Below are 21,281 nucleotides of genomic sequence, written 5' to 3' on the forward strand. Positions count from 1 at the left end.
AATGAATATAGTAATACTCTCTAGAAATGTGCATTTATACTCGACCCAACGTTTGGTTGAAGAAGGTGAAAAGCGCGGGCATAAAGTTGAAGTGATTGACCCTTTGAAATGCGATATTATAATAGAGCGCGAAAAACCGACCATATATTATAGGGACAGATATTTGGATTATGTAGATGCGATAATACCAAGAATTGGAGCTTCGGTAACCTTTTATGGGTGCGCTGTGGTGCGACAATTTGAGGAAATGGGTGTGTTTACTATTGTAACCTCTGATGCCATACAGCGCTCTAGGGATAAACTGCGAAGTTTACAACGCTTAAGTAAAGCGGGAATTGGTATGCCAAAAACCGTTTTTACCAATTACTCGCGCGATGTGGAAGAAGTTATAGAACATGTTGGCGGTACGCCCGTAATTATAAAATTACTGGAAGGCACACAGGGTTTGGGTGTGGTATTGGCCGAAACCAAAAATGCGGCCGAATCGGTTTTGGAAGCCTTTAATGGCTTGCAGGCCCGTGTTATTGTTCAGGAATTTATTAAAGAGGCCAAAGGTGCCGATATAAGGGTTTTGTTGGTTGACGGACAAGTGGTTGGCGCGATGAAACGCCAAGGAAAGGAAGGCGAGTTTAGGTCTAATTTGCACCGTGGCGGATCGGCAAATATTATAAAACTGGACCACGACGAGCTTAAATTAGCCATGAATGCCTCTAAGGCTTTAAAGCTTCCGGTTTGTGGGGTTGATATGTTGCAATCGGCACGTGGGCCATTGCTTTTAGAAGTGAATTCAACACCGGGTTTAGAAGGTATTGAAGGCGCTACCGGACGGAATATTGCCAAAGCTATTATTACTTTTATTGAACGAAACAGACGCTAATTTCATTTAATAAATGATATTTGTAATATGAGTACCGAAACCAATATACTTACCATTTTAGGCAAACCTATTAAACCTGGAGAGCGCAAAGAAGTGAATTTTGTGGTTGCCAATTTGCACACCTCATCGCCTGTAAATGTGCCCATTATTATTGAGCGCTCAAAAAAGCCGGGGCCAACGGTTTTATTTACTGCTGGCATACATGGCGACGAAGTAAATGGCGTTGAAATTGTAAGGCAGTTAATTGCCAAAGGCATTAACAAACCAAAGTCCGGAACCATTATTTGTATGCCCATCATTAATATTTTTGGGTTTATAAATTTAAAACGGGAATTCCCCGATGGCCGTGATTTAAACCGAGTGTTTCCGGGGTCTAAAAACGGGTCGTTGGCAAGTCGTGTGGCCCACAAACTAATAACGGAAATTGTACCGCATGTAGATTATGTTATGGACTTTCATACAGGTGGTTCGGGACGTTTTAATGCCCCGCAATTGCGTATCGCAAAGGCCAATAAACAGCTTAATGGATTGGCAAAGGTTTTTGGCGCGCCCTTTGTGCTGTACTCAAAAAACCTAAATAAATCGTTTAGAAATACCTGTTATAAACTGGGTAAGCCTTTGTTGCTTTTTGAAGGCGGAAAGTCTTTTTATATTGATGATATTGTAACCAATTCCGGTGTTAACGGTGCCAAAAGGGTGCTGCATCATTTGGGCATGTTAAGTTCGAAGTTTAAAGTGTCTACACCAAAAAAAGATTGTGTTTTTATTGAGGAAAGCAAATGGATTCGGGCTAAATTTTCAGGCATGTTTAAGGCGTCCGTTAAAATAAATGCGAAAGTAGACAAAGGTGATTTGTTAGGTAATATAACCGACCCTTACGGCAAGATGAATTATTTTGTAAAAGCTGACCATACAGGGTATATTATTAATGTAAACCAATCGCCAGTGGTGTACCAAGGCGATGCACTTTTTCATATTACCACAAAATTGAAACGTTAAAAGAGCCAGCTCTCAATTCAAATTAATCAAGTATGGACAAACCAGCATTACGTAAAAAGTATAAAGCGCTTCGCGAAGATTTATCGCTTAAACAGATAGACGATTTTAGTATGGCTATTGCCAACCAAACTTTAAGTTTGCCTATTTGGGAACACACTTTCTACCATATATTTTTATCGATTAAAGAGCTGAAAGAGATTAACACCGATTATATTTTAAACATTCTTTCCGGGAAAGACAAAAACATTGTCATCTCTAAATGTAAATTTAAAGACACGTCTTTAATCAATTATTTATTGACCGACAATACGGTAATTAAGAAAAGCGCTTGGGGTATCCCCGAACCTGTTGATGGCATAGAAATTGACGATAAAAAAATAGATGTGGTTTTTGTACCGCTTTTGGCATTTGATAAACAAGGCAATCGGGTAGGCTACGGCAAAGGATTTTACGATAATTTTTTGGCCAACTGCAAACCGGAAACCATTAAAATTGGTTTGTCCCTTTTTAGTGTTGAAGAGAACATTGAAGGGATTTACCAAGGCGATATTAAACTGGATTACTGCGTTACGCCAGATACCATTTACACGTTTTAGTCATTGCAATTCTCGCAATAGGTATTTCTTAAATATTCATTATCCAATAACTGGAAGGTTACACCGCCATTTTCAACAGCATTGAACAACTTGCAAAAACGCGTTTTATTCATATTTATCGCATTAAGCATTATGGTTCGGTAATTGGGGTCGTTTGTTAAGCTTTCGTCAATTAAGGTTAGGTTTAAATAATAGAATAGTAAATCTTCATCAATATCAATGGTTCTGGCTTTTCTTTCCAATAACTTAACAGCCAAATTAGAGTTACCATAAATGCTGAAAAACTGAGCTAAACTCAAATAATCGTAATCGGACAACGGAAACTTTTTATATCTTTTATTTACATAATCAACCGATTTGTCTTTGTTGTCAAAATCCCTGTTTTTCATTAATTTTTCGGCTATAACAATATGGAAATTTGCCATCATTCTTGAAATTAGCGACCTGTGTATGCCGTGTTTTTTCAAGGCATTTATGTTTTTTACCAATTCAGATTCATCAATATCAATAGCCTTGTGCCGCCATAGTATTATTTCAATTGCAGCGATGTTGTACTTTATCTCTTTATCGTTAGGCGCTAGTTTTTCAAGATCGAGCAATTCGTTGTAAACAATTAATGCCTGTCTTTCATTTAACATATATTTATAGGCCGCATTTTTATTAATCAATTTAGCGTATTTAGCCTGTTTTGGGATATCCATTTTCTGTAAAATGGCCGGCGTGGTTTCATTTGATTTAATCTTTTCGAAAATTGAATTTTGAATTGTTTTTGCTTGATCAACTTTATTTTCGGTAATGGCCCGATTAAATTCCGTTAACAGCGTATTGGCAGACTTGCCAATGTTTTTTTCTTTCTTTTCCAGTTCTAATTCAACAACGGCCTTTCGGTGGTTCTTTAAAAGATATTCCATTTCCCTCGATACCGTTCCTGCTATTTTTTTCCTTACGTCGTTTTTAGTCAGCGTTTTTAAATTCTCATATGGGGTTCCGTCAATATCGTTAAAAAATTCCACCCAGTTTTCCGAAGCAGAAACAACGGTTTTAATGGTTGGTTTTTGAAAGGTTTGCAATGCGGCAACGATGCTATTTGCACGTTGTTCTTGCAATTCGACATTTCGTTTCGAAATCCCTTCTATGGAAGAGTAAGCCTTGATATTTAAAGACTTAATATCGAAATCTGTTATTCTTAACGAATCGTAAATGGGTTTTATATCGGCTTGGGAATAACTTGCTTTATTTTTTTTGAAGGGAATTACAAATTTTAAAGTTTTATTTCTAATCGCATAGCCTTCTTTAGCTGATGCCCTTATTTGTTTGGTACCGTAGGTTAAAAAATCCAAGTACATACCCATATCTAGTAAATCCCACGAATAGTAATCCAAATCGTAAGTTACATAATACCGACACAGGTTTTTATTGCCCAAAAACAGGATGTTGTATTCTAAATCGTGTTTAAGGAGTTTTTTAGGAATTTTACCAACCTTTACCCTAAATATGTTTTCTGTGTTAATTGTTAAGCCCCTTTTTAATGCTTCGGCATAAACGGGCTCAAGCAAAAGCCCTTTGATTTGGTAATTGTCTATAGACTGAACCTGACAAGCGTATCTGTCTTTCGACACAACATCTACTGCAAGGCCATCGCCGACATTTTTAAATACCGAATTAAACCAGTTTTTATCGTTTATTTCAAAATAAAGATCGTCGTTTTCTCTTTTAATCGAATACCTGACCTCTTTGGGTTTTTGACGAAACGCATGAATACAGGCCTTACATTCCTGATCCCTATCATTGGCATTAAAAATAATATTGAAGGTGTTTTGAGAGAAAGCTGCTTGTGAAACAAATAATAAGCATGGTATTAATAGCAAATACTTAATTTTCATTAATTGAGGGTTTGGTAGAAAATTTAAATATAGCAAATCCGTTTGAGGTAGAAAAATACTTACTTAAAAAAAAACAGGATTAAACTTCCTTTTTCTGAAACGCCTTTTTATTAAACACAATAAGCATTATAAAACCTGTGCTTATGGCCATATCGGCGATGTTAAAAACAGGTTCGAAAAACGTGAAATAATCGCCGCCCCAAAAAGGCATCCATTCTGGTAAGTAGCCTTTCCAAATGGGGAAGTACAGCATGTCGACTACTTTACCGTGTAAAAAAGAATCGTAACCACCTGCTTCGGGTAAAAACGTAGCGACTTGACCGTAGCTGTCGTCAAACAAAACACCATAAAAAACCGAATCGATAATGTTGCCCATGGCGCCTGCGAAAATGAGAGCAATGGCTAATATCAACACTTTGGGGCTTTGTTTTTTTATTACGTCGTACAGCCAATACCCTATGCCAAAAATGGCTACAATCCTAAACAGAGTTAAGGCTACTTTGGCTGTTCTATCGTCCATAAACGATGCAAAATCACTTATTTTTGTGCCCCAGGCCATTCCATCGTTTTCAATAAAATAAATTTTAAACCAGCTAAAAACTTCAATATGGTCTTGAAGTGCAAAATGGGTTTTTATATAAATTTTACTAACCTGGTCGATGAGCAAAATAATTAGTATCAGTAGAATGGATTTTTTTCGCGACATGAGGTTTTTAATAAAAAACGTCTCAATCCCGATAGTTGTCGGGAGAGACGTTTTAAATTATGTTTTTTAACTTGATTATTGTTGCATGTTTTTAGCCTCAATGCTTAATGTGGCGTGTGGCACTAACTTTAAGCGCTCTTTGTTAATTAGTTTTTTGGTAACACGACAAACACCATAGGTTTTGTTTTCAATGCGTATTAATGCATTTCTTAAATCGCGGATAAATTTTTCTTGACGAATGGCTAATTGCGAGTTCGATTCTTTACTCATTACATTACTGCCTTCATCAAAAGCTTTAAATTGCGGCGATGTATCCTCAGTACCGTTGTTGTGGTCGTTCATGTAAGCACTTTTAATAAGTTCTAAATCGTGCTTAGCTTTTTCTATTTTTTCTAAAATTAGCGTTTTGAATTCGGCTAAATCTTTGTCTGAATATCTTACTGTGTCTGTACTCATGGTCTTAATGTTTTTGAATAAATAATTTGGTATTTACATCATCAAAGGCAATTTCTATACCATTATCTAATCGGTCCATAATTTCTAATTTCTCGGTTAAGGTTTCTGTTTTGATATATTCTATATTATGTTTTACAGCGTTTTCAATATTAATATCTTTTTGAAGCGTTACATCTATGCGATCGGTGACTTCAAAGCCAGAATCTTTACGTAAATTTTGTATACGGTTTATCAACTCTCTGGCGACCCCTTCTCTTTTTAAATCTTCGGTTAGCGTTACATCCAAAGCTACTGTTAATGCGCCTTCGTTTGCAACCAACCAACCTTCAATATCTTGCGAGATAATTTCTACATCTGCCCGTTCTAAAGTAATCAATTTTCCGTTAACTGCAACATCTAAATTACCATTTTGTTCCATTTTGTTAATATCTTCTGCAGTAAACTTAATTACGGCATTGGCAATGGCTTTCATGTCTTTTCCAAAACGAGGTCCTAAGGTTTTAAAATTAGGTTTTATTTGCTTAACCAATATCTCTGAAGCATCGTCTAAAAGCTCAATCTCCTTAACGTTTACTTCGTGTTTTATTAATTCTGAAACGGCTAAGATTTCTTGTTTTTGTTGTGCGCTAACAACAGGAATCATTATTTTTTGAAGTGGCTGACGCACTTTAATCTTCTCCTTGGCTCTTAACGATAATACCAATGAAGATATTGTTTGGGCAGCTTCCATTTTGCGCTCTAAGCTTTTATCTACAAAATTTGAGTCAAATTTTGGGAATTCAGCCAAATGCACGCTTTCAAATGATTCTTTTTTAGTCACCGCATTCAAATCCAGATACAACCTATCCATAAAAAACGGAGCAATAGGCGCACCTAATTTTGCAATGGTTTCCATGCAGGTATAAAGCGTTTGGTAGGCTGAAATTTTATCTTGTCGGTAATCGCCTTTCCAGAAACGTCTTCGGCTTAAACGCACAAACCAATTGCTTACATAATCTTGCGTAAAGTTAGATATGGCCCTTGCTGCTTTAGTGGGCTCGTAATCGGCATAAAACGCATCCACTTTTTTGATAAGGGAATGCAATTCGGATAAAATCCAACGGTCTATTTCTGGGCGTTCAGCTAAAGGAATGTCGGCTTCAGAATAGGTGAAATTATCCAAATTTGTATACAATTGAAAGAATGAGTACGTATTGTAAAGCGTTCCGAAAAACTTGCGCTTTACTTCTTCAATACCTTCTAAATCGAATTTTAAATTATCCCATGGATTGGCGTTACTAATCATATACCAACGCGTCGCATCGGCACCGTAATTTCCTAAAGTTTCAAACGGGTCGATGGCATTCCCTAAACGTTTGGACATTTTTTGTCCGTTCTTATCCAATACCAATCCGTTGGATACCACGTTTTTGTATGCCACAGAATCGAAAACCATTGTCGCTATGGCGTGTAATGTATAAAACCATCCACGGGTTTGATCGACACCTTCGGCTATAAAATCGGCGGGGAATGTAGTTCCTTTATCAATTAAACCGTTATTTTCAAAGGGGTAGTGCCACTGTGCATAAGGCATGCTTCCGGAGTCGAACCACACATCGATTAAATCGCTTTCGCGGAGCATTTTTTGCCCGCTTTTAGAAACTAAAACAATGTCATCAACAATATTTTTGTGCAAATCGATTTTTGCGTAGTTGTCTTCGGAATTATTTCCAACTTCGAAACTTTGGAAGATATCGGCCTCCATGATGCCTGCCTGTACGGCACGTTCCATTTCGGCTTTCAACTCTTCAACCGAACCGATACAGATTTCTTCTTTGCCATCTTCAGTCCTCCAAATAGGAAGCGGAATACCCCAATAACGCGATCGCGATAAATTCCAATCGTTGGCATTGGCCAACCAATTTCCAAAACGTCCTTCGCCCGTACTTTTGGGTTTCCAGTTGATGGTTTCGTTAAGCTCGTACATACGATCTTTAACATCGGTTACCTTTATAAACCAAGAATCTAACGGATAGTATAAAATGGGTTTATCGGTACGCCAACAGTTGGGGTAACTGTGTTTGTATTTTTCAACCTTAAAGGCTTTGTTTTCTGTTTTTAATTGAATGGCCAACTCCACATCTACCGAACGTTCTGGAGCTTCACCATCATTATAATATTCGTTTTTCACATATTTACCGGCATATTCGCCCATTTCTGGACGGAAACGGCCTTGTAAATCAACCAATGGTACTAAGTTGCCATTTTCATCTTTTACCAACATGGGCGGTACTTCTGGTGTGGCTAGTTTTGCAACCAAAGCATCATCGGCTCCAAAAGTTGGTGCGGTATGTACTATTCCGGTACCATCTTCAGTGGTTACGAAATCGCCAGCAATAACTCTAAAGGCATTTTCAGGATTGTCGTTTGGCAATGCAAACGGTAAAAGTTGCTCGTAAGTGATACCTACTAAATCTTTTCCTTTGCACTCGGCAATTACTCTATAAGGAATCTTTTTGTCTTCCTTTTTATAAGCCTCTATTTCTGATTTTTCTTCAACTTGCTTAAACTTTCCTGCAAATTGTTTGGCAACCAATGGCTTTGCTACAATAACATTTATGGGCTCAAATGTATATTGATTGTAGGTTTCAACCAACACATAATCAATTTTTGAACCAACGGTTAATGCCGTATTACTTGGCAAGGTCCACGGTGTGGTGGTCCAAGCTAAAAAGTGAACATCACCGTTGTTTTTTAAAAAATCAGGTAACGATTCTTGATTGGCTTTAAATTGAGCAACAACCGTAGTATCGGTAACATCTTGATAGGTTCCGGGTTGATTTAACTCATGCGAGCTTAATCCTGTTCCGGCTTTTGGTGAATAGGGCTGAATGGTATAGCCTTTATAAAGCAACGATTTGTTGTAAATCTGTTTTAACAACCACCAAACCGACTCCATGTATTTTGGCTCGTAGGTAATGTAGGGGTCGTCCATATCTACCCAATAGCCCATTTTTTCGGTTAGGTCGTTCCACACATCGGTGTAACGCATTACCGCTTTACGGCAAGCGGCATTGTAATCTTCAACCGAAATGGTTTTGCCAATATCTTCTTTTGTTATCCCTAATTCTTTTTCAACACCCAATTCAATAGGTAAACCGTGTGTATCCCAACCTGCTTTACGCTTTACTTGGTAACCCTTCATGGTTTTGTAACGCGGAAAAATATCTTTGATAGCGCGTGCTAAAACGTGATGCACTCCCGGTAGACCGTTTGCCGATGGCGGCCCTTCGTAAAACACATACGGTTTGTTGCCTTCTCTGGTGGTTACACTTTTTTCGAAGATGTTATTTTCTTGCCAATATTGTAGTATCTCGTTAGCTACATTTGGTAAGTCAAGTCCTTTATATTCAGGAAATTTAGCGCTCATTTACTATGGATTCTTATAAGGATGCGAATTTAAGGAATTATATATAATTTTTATTATAAAAAAAAGCCAAAACCTAGGTTTTGGCCCATTCATTTTTATTTACTCCAAAACTAGTGAAATATAATTTTTTTGGTAATTACCTGATGGTCCTCTGTTCTTAAACAAACTACATAGGTCCCTGTAGACAAATTAGCTAATTTAAGTCCGTTGTTTAAAGTGGTTTGAGAAACATTTTTAATCTCGAAAACGGTTTGTCCTTTCATGTTAATTACAGCTAACCTAGTTACCGGAGCGCTCAGTTTTTTTGCAAACAGTGTATTTGTATTGTTTTGGTAGTACACAAAGTTCGCACTGTGTTTGTTTTCTTCAACGCTCAGGCTTTTTTGTTCGGATTGAAATACTATTTCAAATCTTTTATTGAATTTTCCTTGCTCCGATGTAAAGCTGTACGCTTTATTTTTGGTTAAATCGAAGTATGTGCCTGTTAAATTATCCCTGAGATAGATGTCTTGAGTGTCATCGATACCTTCGGTTTCCGTCATTTTAATTTCGAAGGTATTCGTGTCAGAAGATTTAAAGTTTAGGGCCACTATCTTATCGTCGGTAATGTCGCTATACGCTTGAATGTTCATGTTTTTACCTTCGAAGTCTAGATTCAAATCGTTGTTATTGGAATCTGTACATTCAGCTTCATAGCCATAATCGAATCCATCCGTGGTGGTGTTGCTAAACCCTAAGAGCAATTCCCTTCTTGTTGCAGGACCCGATACCGCGTTTAGCTCCAAACGAATCTTTTTAAATTCATTTTGCTCATTGTTTTTTGCTGAAGCATCTTTGTTTTTCGTTTTGTCATTTCCATTTTTGAAAAACGAAGATCCGTTGTTATAAGTGCCATCGGCATCTGATTCTTTTATAAATACACGCTGCGAGTTATTAAACTCCACATTACCGTTTCCAACAATTTCGGTTATAAATCCTTGACCTACGGGCAAATACCTAGACGGTGTTAACGTACCGTCTTGCGAACCATTAGTTGCGCCTTCAATACCTACAAATTGGTAGGCTCGAATTGATCCTGTTTTATTTACTTGAGCATAACCGCCTTCGTAATCCCTGAGCTGATGAGAATTGCCAGCCCATTGCTGCCATAGCTGCAAGGTGCCATCAATAACACCTGCATTGTCATCTATAAATTTATGGATATCCAATGCCGATGGATAAGGGTTTCCTAAAAGATATTCGGTTTTTGAGACCGATGGTTCCGAGCCTGCGCCTCCTTTATCGGTAACGTTTACTAAAATGGTACCGTTGTTTGGTTTTCCATCAAAAGTATATTGCTGTTCTAAGCCAGCATTTCCGGTGCCTTTTTGCGTATAGCCCACTCCTGGCTCAATGGGTGTATTAGTGTCTAAAACCGCCCAATCCCAATAAGTTAATCCGTTAATATAGGTATATAGCCAATAGGTGCTTATTTTACCAACCTCATGGTGACTGGACGTGAAAGAGAAGTTGATTCCCATTTCATCTTTTAGCGTGTTAAGGGTGTAAGCGCTGTTATTTGTATTGTTTGTGGTTGCATTATTATTGCTTAAGGTTGTTGCGCCTATGGCTCCCACCGGCGATGCCCAATAATTGTATCTGTACAAGCTGGATGTTCCTTCTTGCCTTCTTAAAATTTTACCAACGGCAGAGGTTACTAAATCGCTATGTTGGGTTTGAATTAATTGCGAGTCGCCTTCTAAATCAAGTGTTCCGTTTAACTCCAAATACCAGGAGTTTTGTACTAAATTATCACTTTGAACTGTTAATGAATACCCCGAATCAACAACGAGTCCAACTGTTTTTATGGTATGGCTAGCAGACACATCGCTACCTATTTTTACAATACTCCAATCTTTATTGTTTGCTGTATTTTCAATATCCCACACACCGCCATGCAACCATGTAGATTGAGATGTCCATGCACCATTAGACGCTGTTTGATAAGGTATGGGCGCCGTTTGGTCTTGTACGGAAGTGATATAGTTTAAATAAAGCTTTTCATTATTACTGGAATAATCCGAGGTTGTGCCCATTTTAATATCCGTCATTGGATAATAGGCTATTAAGTTTGCCCATGGTACTTTAGCTCCTGAAGTGGTGTCTTCAATATCTTTTTTCGCAATGACACCTTTTACATTATTGGTGACTGTATTTTTTTCAATTTCTTGATACACCATTTTTCTTACTTGCTCGCTTGTTAATGCTGTATTAAACACCCTCAATTCGTCAATATCACCTTTAAAGTATAGCTTGTTGCTTAGGTTGCTTGAGAGTCTGCCAACTTCAAAATTTCCATTGGAATCGCTCGTAGTTTCAATGACTGCCCCCGTGCTTCCTACATTGCTAGAGCTTAATAATTCTCCATCTACATAAATGGTGATGGTGCCAGAGGTACTATTATAAATTCCTGTGATATGATGCCATTCATTAAAATTAATAGCGGTACAACTTACAGAGGCTTCTGAATTGCCTGCAGTTTTTACCGTAAATTTAGGTATGTTGCCGTTTTCGAGCCATAGTTTACAGCCAGTGTCTTCGCCTGCAATAACCATGTTGGTTGAATTGCCGGCATCAGACTTTACCCAAGCCATTATGGTAACCGTACCTAAACCATCTATAAAGGATGCTCTTGATAAATAATCGTCGACCCCATCAAAATCTATAGAAGCTATAGCAGGCGGATTAGTGCTGAACATATCCCGATAATCTAAATCGCCACCGGAGTTTAAGTCGCCATCTGCATCCGGTAATATTGATAGATCGGTAGGGTCTTCTATGTCCTCATTTACATCCCAAATAGGGTCATCAATATTTGTTGTTTCAAAGGGGTTTATTAAGCCATCAGCATCTTTATCTTGATCAGTAGTTGGAATTGGCAAACCGTTTTCTGCTTCATCTAGTATGCCGTCATTATCAGAGTCTAAATCAATATAATCTGGAATCCCATCACCATCAGTGTCTTCAACCATAATGCCTAAACCATAACTAACATCAATTCCTGTACTGGAATAAGTGCCACTTGGTGCCACATAGCCAATGGTAGGTTGTGCTTCTACATTATCTGGAATACCATCATTATCTGAATCGATATCTAAAAAATCATAAATTAAATATCGATTACCGGAACCATTAACATCGCCATCCGTATTAATGGGGGTTGTTCCTGTGCCAGCAGAACTTGGTATGCCGTTTGTTGTTGGTGTTAACCCTATTGAGCCATCGGCAATACCGTCGTTGTTTAAATCGGTGCCACCAGATTCCCTCACATCGGTTATGCCGTCGTTATCGCTATCTAAGTCTAGGTGATTTGGAATTCCGTCAGAATCAGCATCCAAATTTGAACAAACACCATAAGCATTTAAGGTGCAAAAATCTGGATCTTTATAATTTGGAATACCATCAGTGTCGGCATCTGCTGAAGGGTCAATCCCTCCAGACTCATCAGTATCTTTAATGCCATCGTTATCATCATCTAAATCGTCTACATCGCTATATCCATCTTCATCTTCGTCATCAAGGGTCAAAATGAATAATTTACCATCGGCATGATCATTTGTAGACGCTGTTAATTGCGCCTTAGTAATAATTGAACCATTCGGAGCAATATCATCTAGATAAAACAAGGCAATCCCAACTGTTCCGTTATTTTCAAGTACACGGTCGCTTAACCAATAATCCGAGCCCGAAGGAGGTGGGTTAACTGCTCCGGGTGTGCCCATATTGCCACTCGTTCCTGTGCCACCAAAACCCCATCTTGTTGAGGTTTGGTTAACAAAAGTTTCTCCTAAAGATTGTTCTGCACCGCCACCTGCCGGAATACCAAAAAGCTCTAAATGATAACAGTTGTTTGCATTTCGCTCTGTAACGGCAATAACACCGCTGGAACTCGCAAAAATTCCTGTTCCATAGGTTAAGGTTTGTCTTTGCGCCGTTGTAGTTTGTTCGGTGGTGTAGTCATCACAAATATTGCGCCCGTTTCCATTGGCTTCAAAATAGTGGTTTAGATTTAAATCTTGAAATGAAGCAAGTGCGGACAAATTCCATGTTAAACTTGCACTCGTAGTTTCGGTGTATCCACCATTTAATCTAATGTTATTTGCTGAATGCCCATTAGGTCCTAATTGGGTCATTTGATAGCCCGTTGGCAATCCATAATTAAGATAAACGTTATTGTTTACCGTAACGCTTTTAATGGTAGCAGGGTCTGTTGAAGCGTTTTGAGTGTCACTCCACTGAAAACTAACACCTGTTTGAATGCTTGGTGCATTTGTTTGTCCATACCCTAGGGTTAAACTAATACATACCAATAGTAAGCTTAAAAGTAATTTTGTTTTCATAAATAATAGATTTGGGCAATGCAAAATTAATTTATAATCAAATGGTTATGTTTTTTATTCGTTAAAACTCTTAAAATTTCTGTTTAATGAAATCGATGAAATGCATTCAACTTCATTTTTTATTGGTTATCGCTTAAAATAAAACGTATTTGAACTACGGTGAGGGAAGAATAATTAACTTTTAAGCACCTATGTATTGGTACAAAATAATATTGCAATTATAGGAGAAAAAATCGATAAAAGCAATAAAAAAGTAGATGAAATACAAAATTATCAGATAAACGGTTATTTTAAGATGTGAATGATTTTTAACAAAATAGCTTTTTGGCTATAATAAAACATCAACTACATCTTCAATTTTGGAAATCAATTGAATTTTAATTTGGGTGTTTTTAAGTGAAATTTTATTGTATTTCGATACAAATATAGTTGAAAACCCAAGTTTTTCGGCCTCTAAGATACGCTGTTCCACACGTTGTACGGGCCTAATTTCTCCAGACAAACCAACCTCGGCTGCAAAGCAAAAATCTTTTTGCAAGGCTTCATCTTCATTTGATGATAAAATAGAAGCGACAACCGCCAAATCTATCGCGGGATCATCAACCGTAATGCCTCCGGTAATATTTAAAAACACATCTTTTGCACCAAGCCTGAAACCTGCACGTTTTTCCAAAACGGCCAACAACATATTTAGTCTTTTCGCATTAAAACCCGTGGCGCTTCGCTGTGGTGTCCCGTAAACTGCAGTGCTTACCAAGGCTTGCACTTCAATCATTAACGGGCGCATACCTTCTAAAGTGGCGGCAATGGCGTTTCCGGAAAGTTCTTCGTCTTTTTTGGAGATTAATATTTCGGATGGGTTGGAAACTTCGCGCAAACCAGAACCTTGCATTTCGTAAATACCCAATTCGTTTGTTGAGCCGAAGCGGTTTTTATTGGCGCGTAAAATTCTGAAAACATGATTGCGGTCGCCTTCAAATTGTAAAACGGTATCGACCATATGTTCCAATATTTTTGGGCCGGCAATATGGCCGTCTTTTGTAATATGACCAATCAACAAAACGGGCGTTGCGGTTTCTTTGGCAAATTTAATCAGTTCGGTTGTGCATTCTTTTATTTGCGAAATGCTACCCGACGAGGATTCAATATAATCGCTATGTAAAGTCTGTATAGAGTCAATTATAACTATATCGGGCTCTAAAGCTTCTATTTGTTTGAAAATATTTTGAGTCTTCGTTTCGGTTAAAATGTAACAATTGTTGTTGTTCGGATTGATGCGTTCTGCACGCATTTTTATTTGTTTCTGGCTTTCTTCACCCGAAACATATAAGGTTTTATACGGTAATTTTAATGAAATTTGAAGCAATAATGTACTTTTTCCAATTCCGGGTTCGCCCCCTAAAAGGGTTAAAGATCCGGGAACAATACCGCCACCCAAAACACGATTGAATTCGGTATCAAAGGTATCGAGTCGCGCTTCTTTAGAGGTGTCTATTTCGTTAATCCGTAAGGGAACAGATGCACGTTTTACAATTGTGGTTGGCGATTTCCAATCGCTTTTTTCTGGTTTTTGAATAACTTCTTCAACAATAGTGTTCCAAGCTTTACAAGCTGTACATTGCCCTTGCCATTTTGCGAATTGAATGCCGCAGCTCTGACAAAAAAAAGTAGTTTTAACTTTAGCCATTGTTTAAGTTATTGGGTTGAAAAATTATGGAGTTATTAAAGGTTTTGATTAAATAATAGTTAATTAAATATCCAGTTTACACCTTGTTTTTTAGTAACCGAAATCTGCCTTTATTAAGTCTGCTTTTTCAATCATTAAATCTTTGGTAATGCCTGCAATTTCATCTAACATATAAGCCGATTGATAGGTGCGCATAGCTTTTTTGGGTTCACCGGTTTCTTCGTAAAAACGTGCCAAATAGTAATTTCCTAATAAAGTATCGGGATATTCTTTACGGGCCATTTTTCCTAAGGCTTCGTAATATTCAAAATTTTCATTCTTTTCTATGGCTGCAGAAATGGCTTTAAAGTCGTTAATAAGAATCTGTTTTTCAATGCCGAATAACTCATTAATCATTTTGTATTTTTCCTGGAGATACTCAACCGGGGAGCCGTCCAATTCCAATATAACTTCTTTGTATTCCTTTATGCTAATAGGCTGGAACACATAAAAAATACTTTCCATGGCTTTTGGCAAAGCGTGTGCCGGCACAGAGTAATGCGAACCGCTTTCAAAGCTATCGAAATTATAAAAGATGTTTTTGGTTTCTAAAGCTGAAATATCGGTATTTAAAGCCTCGGTCATTTTTTTAATGGACTTCGAGTCGTTTTTCGTATTGGCCAAATAATAGAAAATTTTAGATTCTAATTTGCCCAATTGCTCTGGAATATAATCGAGCATATTTGGCGCTAATTCCGGACTGATAACCACATAACCTTGAAACAACGGTTGCTGTTTCAGTAAAAAGTAATTGATAAAATTTGCAGTTTCTCCGTGCCCAACGGCCACTCTAAAATTTTCGGTTCGGTATGTTTTTTCTATGTACGGAATGAGTTCTATACCAACAAACTCGAAAAAAGCAGCACCGGTTTCTATGGGCAACGAGTTTTGCTCGGAATACATACAGTCGTCAAATCGTTTTTCGAGTTGATTGATGCCAACCACGATAGCTTCGGGCATGTCCTCCCAATACGAGTAATAATCAACGTTTCCTGCCACGGCTTCAAATAAATAATCGCCATCTAAAACGATAAACAGCGGATATTTTTTGTCTTCGTTGGAATTATAACCTCTTGGTAGTTGAATTTTCAGTTCTCGGGTTTCTCCTAGTTTTGAAGACTCAAAGGTTTCGTATTTTACTTGGGCATCAATAGTATTTGTAATGCAGAATAATGCTAATAAAAAAATGATTGGATGTTTCATTTCAAATGATTTGAGATTTAATAGGGGCAAGGTATGAAATATGTTAAAACTAAAAAAAAGTGTTTAAACAGGTTTTATAAGACTGAAAATGTTAATTATCGTTTAACGATTTCTTTCTGTTATAAATAGGCAGATAAATTAATGATAGACCGCCAAAAACAATAATCATAAGGGTTTGGGATGCCCACATAATCCAACCGAATGCGATACTTGGCTCTTCGGCAATGCCGAAAATTGAAAACGCCGCGTAAATAGCCAACGGATACGAACCAATGCCGCCATTGGTTGCCGCGATACTAAAACTTGCCGCTATAAAACCAATTAATATGGCTGCAAGAGGAATGTTACTGGTTTCTTCGAGTGCAAAAGAAGTAACGTAAAACATCAACACGTACATGCCCCAAATAAACAAGGTGTGAAAAATAAAGGCCCACTTTTTTTCCATTTTAAAAATGCTTAGCGCACCTTCAATTAGTCCGTTTACAAAGGCTTTGATTTTCAATGCGATTTTAGAGTTGCTTCTTTTTATATATCTAAAAAATACAAGCATTAAAACAATAAGCCCAATGAATGCAATGGCAATTTTAACGGGATTGAATTTTTCGATTAAAAAATTATAGATAAAATCGAATTCAAGAAAAAGTGTCAGTGTAATTATACCCAACATGACAATCATATCAGCAATACGTTCGGCTACTATGGTGCCAAAACCTTTTTCGAAAGGCACCCCTTCGTAATTTGTGAGTAGTGATGCTCTGGCGACTTCGCCGGCTCTGGGAATGGTATAATTAATTAAATAGGTAACAAAAACCGCCATAATGCTATTGCCCAATTTAATATTGTAGCCCATAGGCTCTAATTGAAAACGCCAACGGTAAGCGCGCGACAAATGACTTAAAAGTCCTAAAAACATGCCCAAAACTATCCAAGTATAATCGGCATTTTTGGCGTATACCAATAATTCCTCAACCGAAACTTTAGACAGCGCAAACCAGACCAAAAAAACTCCCAATAATAATGGGAGTGCTGTTTTTAGTATGTTTTTTGTCTTTTGATTCAAAGTTTATTTTAACAAGTTTGTGGCTTCGTCTGGAAACACAAGCGATGGTTTAAACACTTTTGCTTTTTCAATATCCATAAAGGCATAAGTGATTAAAATAAGGGTGTCGCCAACCGATACTTTTCTAGCGGCCGCTCCGTTTAAAGTAATTTCGCCACTATTACGCGGACCGGGAATACAATAGGTTTCCAAGCGTTCGCCATTGTCGTTATTTACAATTTGGACTTTTTCGCCCTGTATAATGTTGGCGGCATCCATTAAGTCTTCGTCAATAGTGATACTGCCTATATAGTTGAGTTCTGCACCCGTGCATTTAACTCTGTGGATTTTAGATTTTACTACTTGAATTTGCATGCGGCAAAGATAATTAATTTAATGCGATATTATCTATAAGTCTAATATCATCTGCATATACCGCTATAAACGCTCTATATGCTTTTTGGTTTGATTTTCTTTTTACTGGTTTTAAGGTTTTGGTGTCTGCAATAATAAAATACTCTAGTTTTAATAAATCGTGTTTAGCAAACTCTTTTTCAACCCATTCCGTTATTTTATTAGCACTTTTTGTGCCAAATTTTTCTTTGGCAGTTTTTAAGGTTTTATAGATAAAAGGCGCAGCTTTTTTATATTCGGGTTTTAGTCGGGTGTTGCGCGAACTCATGGCTAACCCGTTAGCTTCCCTATGGATGGGGCAACCAATAATTTTAACAGGAATATGATGCTTTTCAACCAGTTTTTTGATGATGGCCAATTGCTGAAAATCTTTTTCTCCAAAATAAGCCCGATGCGGTTTTACAATATCGAAAAAGCGTTTTACAACGGTGCCAACGCCATCAAAATGACCTGTTCTGAATTTACCTTCCATTTCAAACTCCAAACCATCAAAATCGAATTTATTCGAGATGGTATGGCCTTCGTAAATATCATCAACGGTTGGCGCATAAACTAAAATCTTGTTTTCTGATACGGTTTTTAACAAGGCCACATCGCCCTCTAAGGTTCTGGGGTATTTTACTAAATCGTCGTTATTATCAAACTGCGTGGGATTCACAAAAATACTAACCACTACGGTATCGTTCTCATTTAAAGCTTTTTTAACCAAGGCCAAATGCCCGTGGTGTAATGCGCCCATGGTTGGCACCAAACCTACCGTAAGCTGTTTTGCTTTTAATTTATCAATTGCTGCTGCAATTAGCACTTTTTGTGAAAAAACCTTCATTATTTAATAAAAAATTAACGCTTGCAAACTTAATATTTTACTGCCAATTCGCATAAAATTTTGTACTTTTGCGTGTTTTTTATTTTGAATTCTCAAAAAGCTATTCAATTACATAGCTATAAAAAGACAGCAAAAAACTAACATATGAAAGATAAGAGGATATTATACGTATCATCTGAAGTAGTGCCTTATTTACCTGAGACGGAAATTTCGTCCATGTCTTTTGAAGCGCCAAGATTGGTAAATCAACAAGGGGGGCAAATAAGAATTTTTATGCCTCGATACGGCAATATTAATGAAAGAAGGCATCAATTGCACGAAGTTATAAGACTATCAGGAATCAACTTGGTTATTAACGATTTGGATATGCCACTTATTATTAAAGTAGCTTCAATTCCAAAAGAGCGTATTCAAGTTTATTTTATCGATAACGACGAATATTTTAAGCGTAAAGCCACACTTACCGATGAAAATGGTGATTTGTTTTCCGATAACGACGAACGCGCTATTTTCTTTGCAAAAGGTGTTATTGAGACGGTTAAAAAACTAAACTGGTCGCCCGATGTTATCCATGTTCATGGTTGGTTGGCGTCGTTACTACCCCTTTATTTAAAGCAATATTACAAAGACGAGCCTTTATTTAACGAAAGTAAAATTGTTACCTCGGTGTACAATCAAAGTTTTGATGGCGCGTTAAACAAAGATATGATTAATAAAATTAAGTTTGATAATATTGATGAAGAGGCTATTAAAACGCTTAAAGATCCATCATACAACAACTTAATGAAGGTTGCTATTGATAATTCCGATGCCTTGATTATAGGGTCTGAAAATATACCTAAAGATTTAAATACGTATTTAGAAGCATCGGACAAACCTATTTTAGAATTCAAAAGTAAAGATGAATTTGGCGAAGCTTATACAGAGTTTTTTAATACGAAAGTTTGTATTTAATCTGGATATCATCTAAAAAAAACATGAAAGCCCATTTTGGCATTTTGTAAACAAGCACATGAAAAACATATTTAAAGCCCTTAAATTTTCCAGTATATTTCTATTAGTTATGGCATTGTTTATTGCCTGCGATAAAGATTTTAATACTATTGAAAGTGATGTTTTAGGAAAAGACAACGCTAATTTCAACACCAATAATTTAAATCTCCAGATTTTAGCTTACAATAAAAAACTGGATTCTTTACAAATAAACAACTTGTCATCAAACTTGTTTGGTGTTTTTAATGATCCTGCCTACGGTTTAACTACAGCGAGCATTATAACGCAAGTAACACCATCTGTTTCCAATCCTAATTTTGGCGACAATCCAGCAATAGATTCTGTTGTTTTAAAAGTGCCTTATTTTAGTAAAGTAAGTGCCGATTCGCCAGACGAAAATGGAAACGAAGTGTACACCATTAAAGATTCTTTATATGGTGGCGCGCCAATAAAATTAACGGTTTACAGGAACAATTATTTTTTAAGGGATTTCAATCCAAATTCAGGATTTAACGAAACCCAAAGGTATTATTCCAATGCAAGTAGCACCATGAATTCGGCTCTTGACGGCAATGGTGTTATAAATTTTGAAGACCATAAAACCGATGTCATTTACGAACAAGACCAGTATGTTCCGAGTAGCCAAACCATTGTTTTAAAAACAACTGAAGGTGATCAAGATGTCTTTGATAGACAAACTCCTGCTTTAAGAGTGCATTTAGATAAAGATTATTGGAAAACAACAATTATTGATAAACAAGACGACCCGGTTTTAAGTAATGCGAATAATTTTAAAGATTACTTTAGAGGCCTGTACTTTAAAGCGGAGGCTATAAACGGTAGTGGTAACATGGTGTTTTTTAATATGGCAAACGCCAATATTGTAATCTATTATTCAAAAGATTCTACAATTGATGGCGACCGATTACAAGATACTTTTACCATAAACCTTACCGGTATTAGACTGAACACTTTTGTAAATGATTTCAACATTGCTTTGGCTAATGGAAACAAAATCGATGGCGACGAAAGGTTGTATTTAAAAGGAACAGAAGGTTCTATGGCCGTTGTTGATTTATTTAATGGTATGGTAGATTGCGATGGTACACCTGAAACAGCGCTGGATTGCTTTAAAAAAACCTATAGGAAATTGGATGAAAACGGCAATTATTTGCCAAAGGTAAATGGTAATTATCCGTTAAAAAAAATAATCAATGAAGCGCATTTGGTTATTTATGAAGACGAAACCATGCCGAATGGCGGGAACCCTGATTATCATAAATACGATAGAATTTACGCTTACGATATAAAAAACAATGCGCCAACCATTGATTATGTGTTCGACCCGACTGAAGACACTTCAGATCCGGCAAACTCTAAAATTATTAACCTGGGGCAACGCATAACTGATGATAATGGTGTTTCAAAATACAAAATACGCCTTACCGAGCATCTTAATAATATTCTACTAAAAGATTCAACTAACACGAAGCTAGGGCTAACGTTATCTACAAATGTTAATTTAACAAGCCTTTCTAAAATTTTAGAAAGTGCAGATGAAGTAACTGAGGTTCCATCAACTGTTTTGTTAGCGCCTAGAGGTACTATTTTATACGGGAATCATCAAAACGTACCGGAAAACAGAAAAATAAAACTTGAAATATTTTTTACAGAACCTAATTTATAAATTCATTTTATAAATCCTTATTTTATATAGAAACACATAATTTTTTAAGTTTCGATGGATTTTATCGTAAAAAATATCAACTTCATGT

The 21,281-nt window shown here is 36.9% G+C and carries 15 protein-coding genes; 5 read left to right on the forward strand and 10 right to left on the reverse strand.

Annotated features, from left to right (window positions below; translation table 11 throughout):
- Position 1: 1 nt before the first annotated feature.
- Genes rimK through ACN5J7_RS01120 form a run of 3 tightly spaced genes read left to right on the forward strand, consistent with a single transcriptional unit; the run spans position 2 to position 2,472 of the window.
- Positions 2 to 877, forward strand: a complete 876-nt coding sequence (gene rimK / locus ACN5J7_RS01110) for a 30S ribosomal protein S6--L-glutamate ligase (RefSeq protein ID WP_418602329.1) — start codon at positions 2 to 4, stop codon at positions 875 to 877.
- Between the two features lie 27 nt (positions 878 to 904).
- Positions 905 to 1,876, forward strand: coding sequence for a succinylglutamate desuccinylase/aspartoacylase family protein (locus tag ACN5J7_RS01115; protein WP_418602330.1), 972 nt, complete (start codon positions 905 to 907; stop codon positions 1,874 to 1,876).
- 32 nt (positions 1,877 to 1,908) lie between these two features.
- The gene (locus tag ACN5J7_RS01120) at positions 1,909 to 2,472 is read left to right on the forward strand and encodes a 5-formyltetrahydrofolate cyclo-ligase (RefSeq protein WP_311936890.1); all 564 of its coding nucleotides are present in this window, start codon (positions 1,909 to 1,911) and stop codon (positions 2,470 to 2,472) included.
- Here ACN5J7_RS01120 and ACN5J7_RS01125 read toward each other — a convergent pair.
- The 10 genes from ACN5J7_RS01125 to panC form a co-directional block, all read right to left on the reverse strand.
- Positions 2,469 to 4,355, reverse strand: coding sequence for a hypothetical protein (locus ACN5J7_RS01125; RefSeq protein WP_418602331.1), 1,887 nt, complete (start codon positions 4,353 to 4,355; stop codon positions 2,469 to 2,471). The genes ACN5J7_RS01120 and ACN5J7_RS01125 overlap by 4 nt on opposite strands.
- A gap of 79 nt (positions 4,356 to 4,434) precedes the next feature.
- Complete coding sequence (locus ACN5J7_RS01130) at positions 4,435 to 5,061, reverse strand: lipoprotein signal peptidase (protein WP_418602332.1); 627 nt, start codon at positions 5,059 to 5,061, stop codon at positions 4,435 to 4,437.
- A gap of 75 nt (positions 5,062 to 5,136) precedes the next feature.
- Positions 5,137 to 5,517, reverse strand: coding sequence for a TraR/DksA family transcriptional regulator (locus ACN5J7_RS01135; protein WP_311936899.1), 381 nt, complete (start codon positions 5,515 to 5,517; stop codon positions 5,137 to 5,139).
- A gap of 4 nt (positions 5,518 to 5,521) precedes the next feature.
- Entirely contained in the window at positions 5,522 to 8,926 is a 3,405-nt protein-coding gene (gene ileS, locus ACN5J7_RS01140; protein WP_418602333.1) for an isoleucine--tRNA ligase, read from the reverse strand.
- Positions 8,927 to 9,036: 110 nt separating this feature from the next.
- Positions 9,037 to 13,305 (reverse strand): LamG-like jellyroll fold domain-containing protein, encoded by a 4,269-nt coding sequence (locus ACN5J7_RS01145; RefSeq protein WP_418602334.1) that lies wholly within the window; start codon positions 13,303 to 13,305, stop codon positions 9,037 to 9,039.
- A 328-nt stretch (positions 13,306 to 13,633) separates the two neighbouring features.
- Positions 13,634 to 14,992, reverse strand: a complete 1,359-nt coding sequence (gene radA / locus ACN5J7_RS01150) for a DNA repair protein RadA (protein WP_418602335.1) — start codon at positions 14,990 to 14,992, stop codon at positions 13,634 to 13,636.
- 90 nt (positions 14,993 to 15,082) lie between these two features.
- The gene (locus ACN5J7_RS01155) at positions 15,083 to 16,234 is read right to left on the reverse strand and encodes an alpha/beta hydrolase (RefSeq protein WP_418602336.1); all 1,152 of its coding nucleotides are present in this window, start codon (positions 16,232 to 16,234) and stop codon (positions 15,083 to 15,085) included.
- A 91-nt stretch (positions 16,235 to 16,325) separates the two neighbouring features.
- Complete coding sequence (locus tag ACN5J7_RS01160) at positions 16,326 to 17,294, reverse strand: lysylphosphatidylglycerol synthase transmembrane domain-containing protein (RefSeq protein WP_418602337.1); 969 nt, start codon at positions 17,292 to 17,294, stop codon at positions 16,326 to 16,328.
- Between the two features lie 3 nt (positions 17,295 to 17,297).
- Positions 17,298 to 17,648 carry an aspartate 1-decarboxylase gene (gene panD / locus ACN5J7_RS01165; RefSeq protein ID WP_072400238.1) on the reverse strand — a complete coding sequence of 117 codons (351 nt, stop codon included), beginning with the start codon at positions 17,646 to 17,648 and terminating at the stop codon, positions 17,298 to 17,300.
- 13 nt (positions 17,649 to 17,661) lie between these two features.
- Complete coding sequence (panC, locus tag ACN5J7_RS01170; RefSeq protein WP_418602338.1) at positions 17,662 to 18,513, reverse strand: pantoate--beta-alanine ligase; 852 nt, start codon at positions 18,511 to 18,513, stop codon at positions 17,662 to 17,664.
- A gap of 144 nt (positions 18,514 to 18,657) precedes the next feature.
- Between panC and ACN5J7_RS01175 the strand changes: the two genes are divergently transcribed.
- On the forward strand, positions 18,658 to 19,467 hold the full coding sequence (locus tag ACN5J7_RS01175; protein WP_418602339.1) for a glycogen/starch synthase: 810 nt from the start codon (positions 18,658 to 18,660) through the stop codon (positions 19,465 to 19,467).
- A 58-nt stretch (positions 19,468 to 19,525) separates the two neighbouring features.
- Positions 19,526 to 21,193 (forward strand): DUF4270 domain-containing protein, encoded by a 1,668-nt coding sequence (locus ACN5J7_RS01180; protein WP_418602340.1) that lies wholly within the window; start codon positions 19,526 to 19,528, stop codon positions 21,191 to 21,193.
- Positions 21,194 to 21,281: the final 88 nt, after the last annotated feature.

The sequence above is a fragment of the Hwangdonia sp. genome (assembly GCF_048381975.1).
Lineage (GTDB): Bacteria > Bacteroidota > Bacteroidia > Flavobacteriales > Flavobacteriaceae > Hwangdonia > Hwangdonia seohaensis.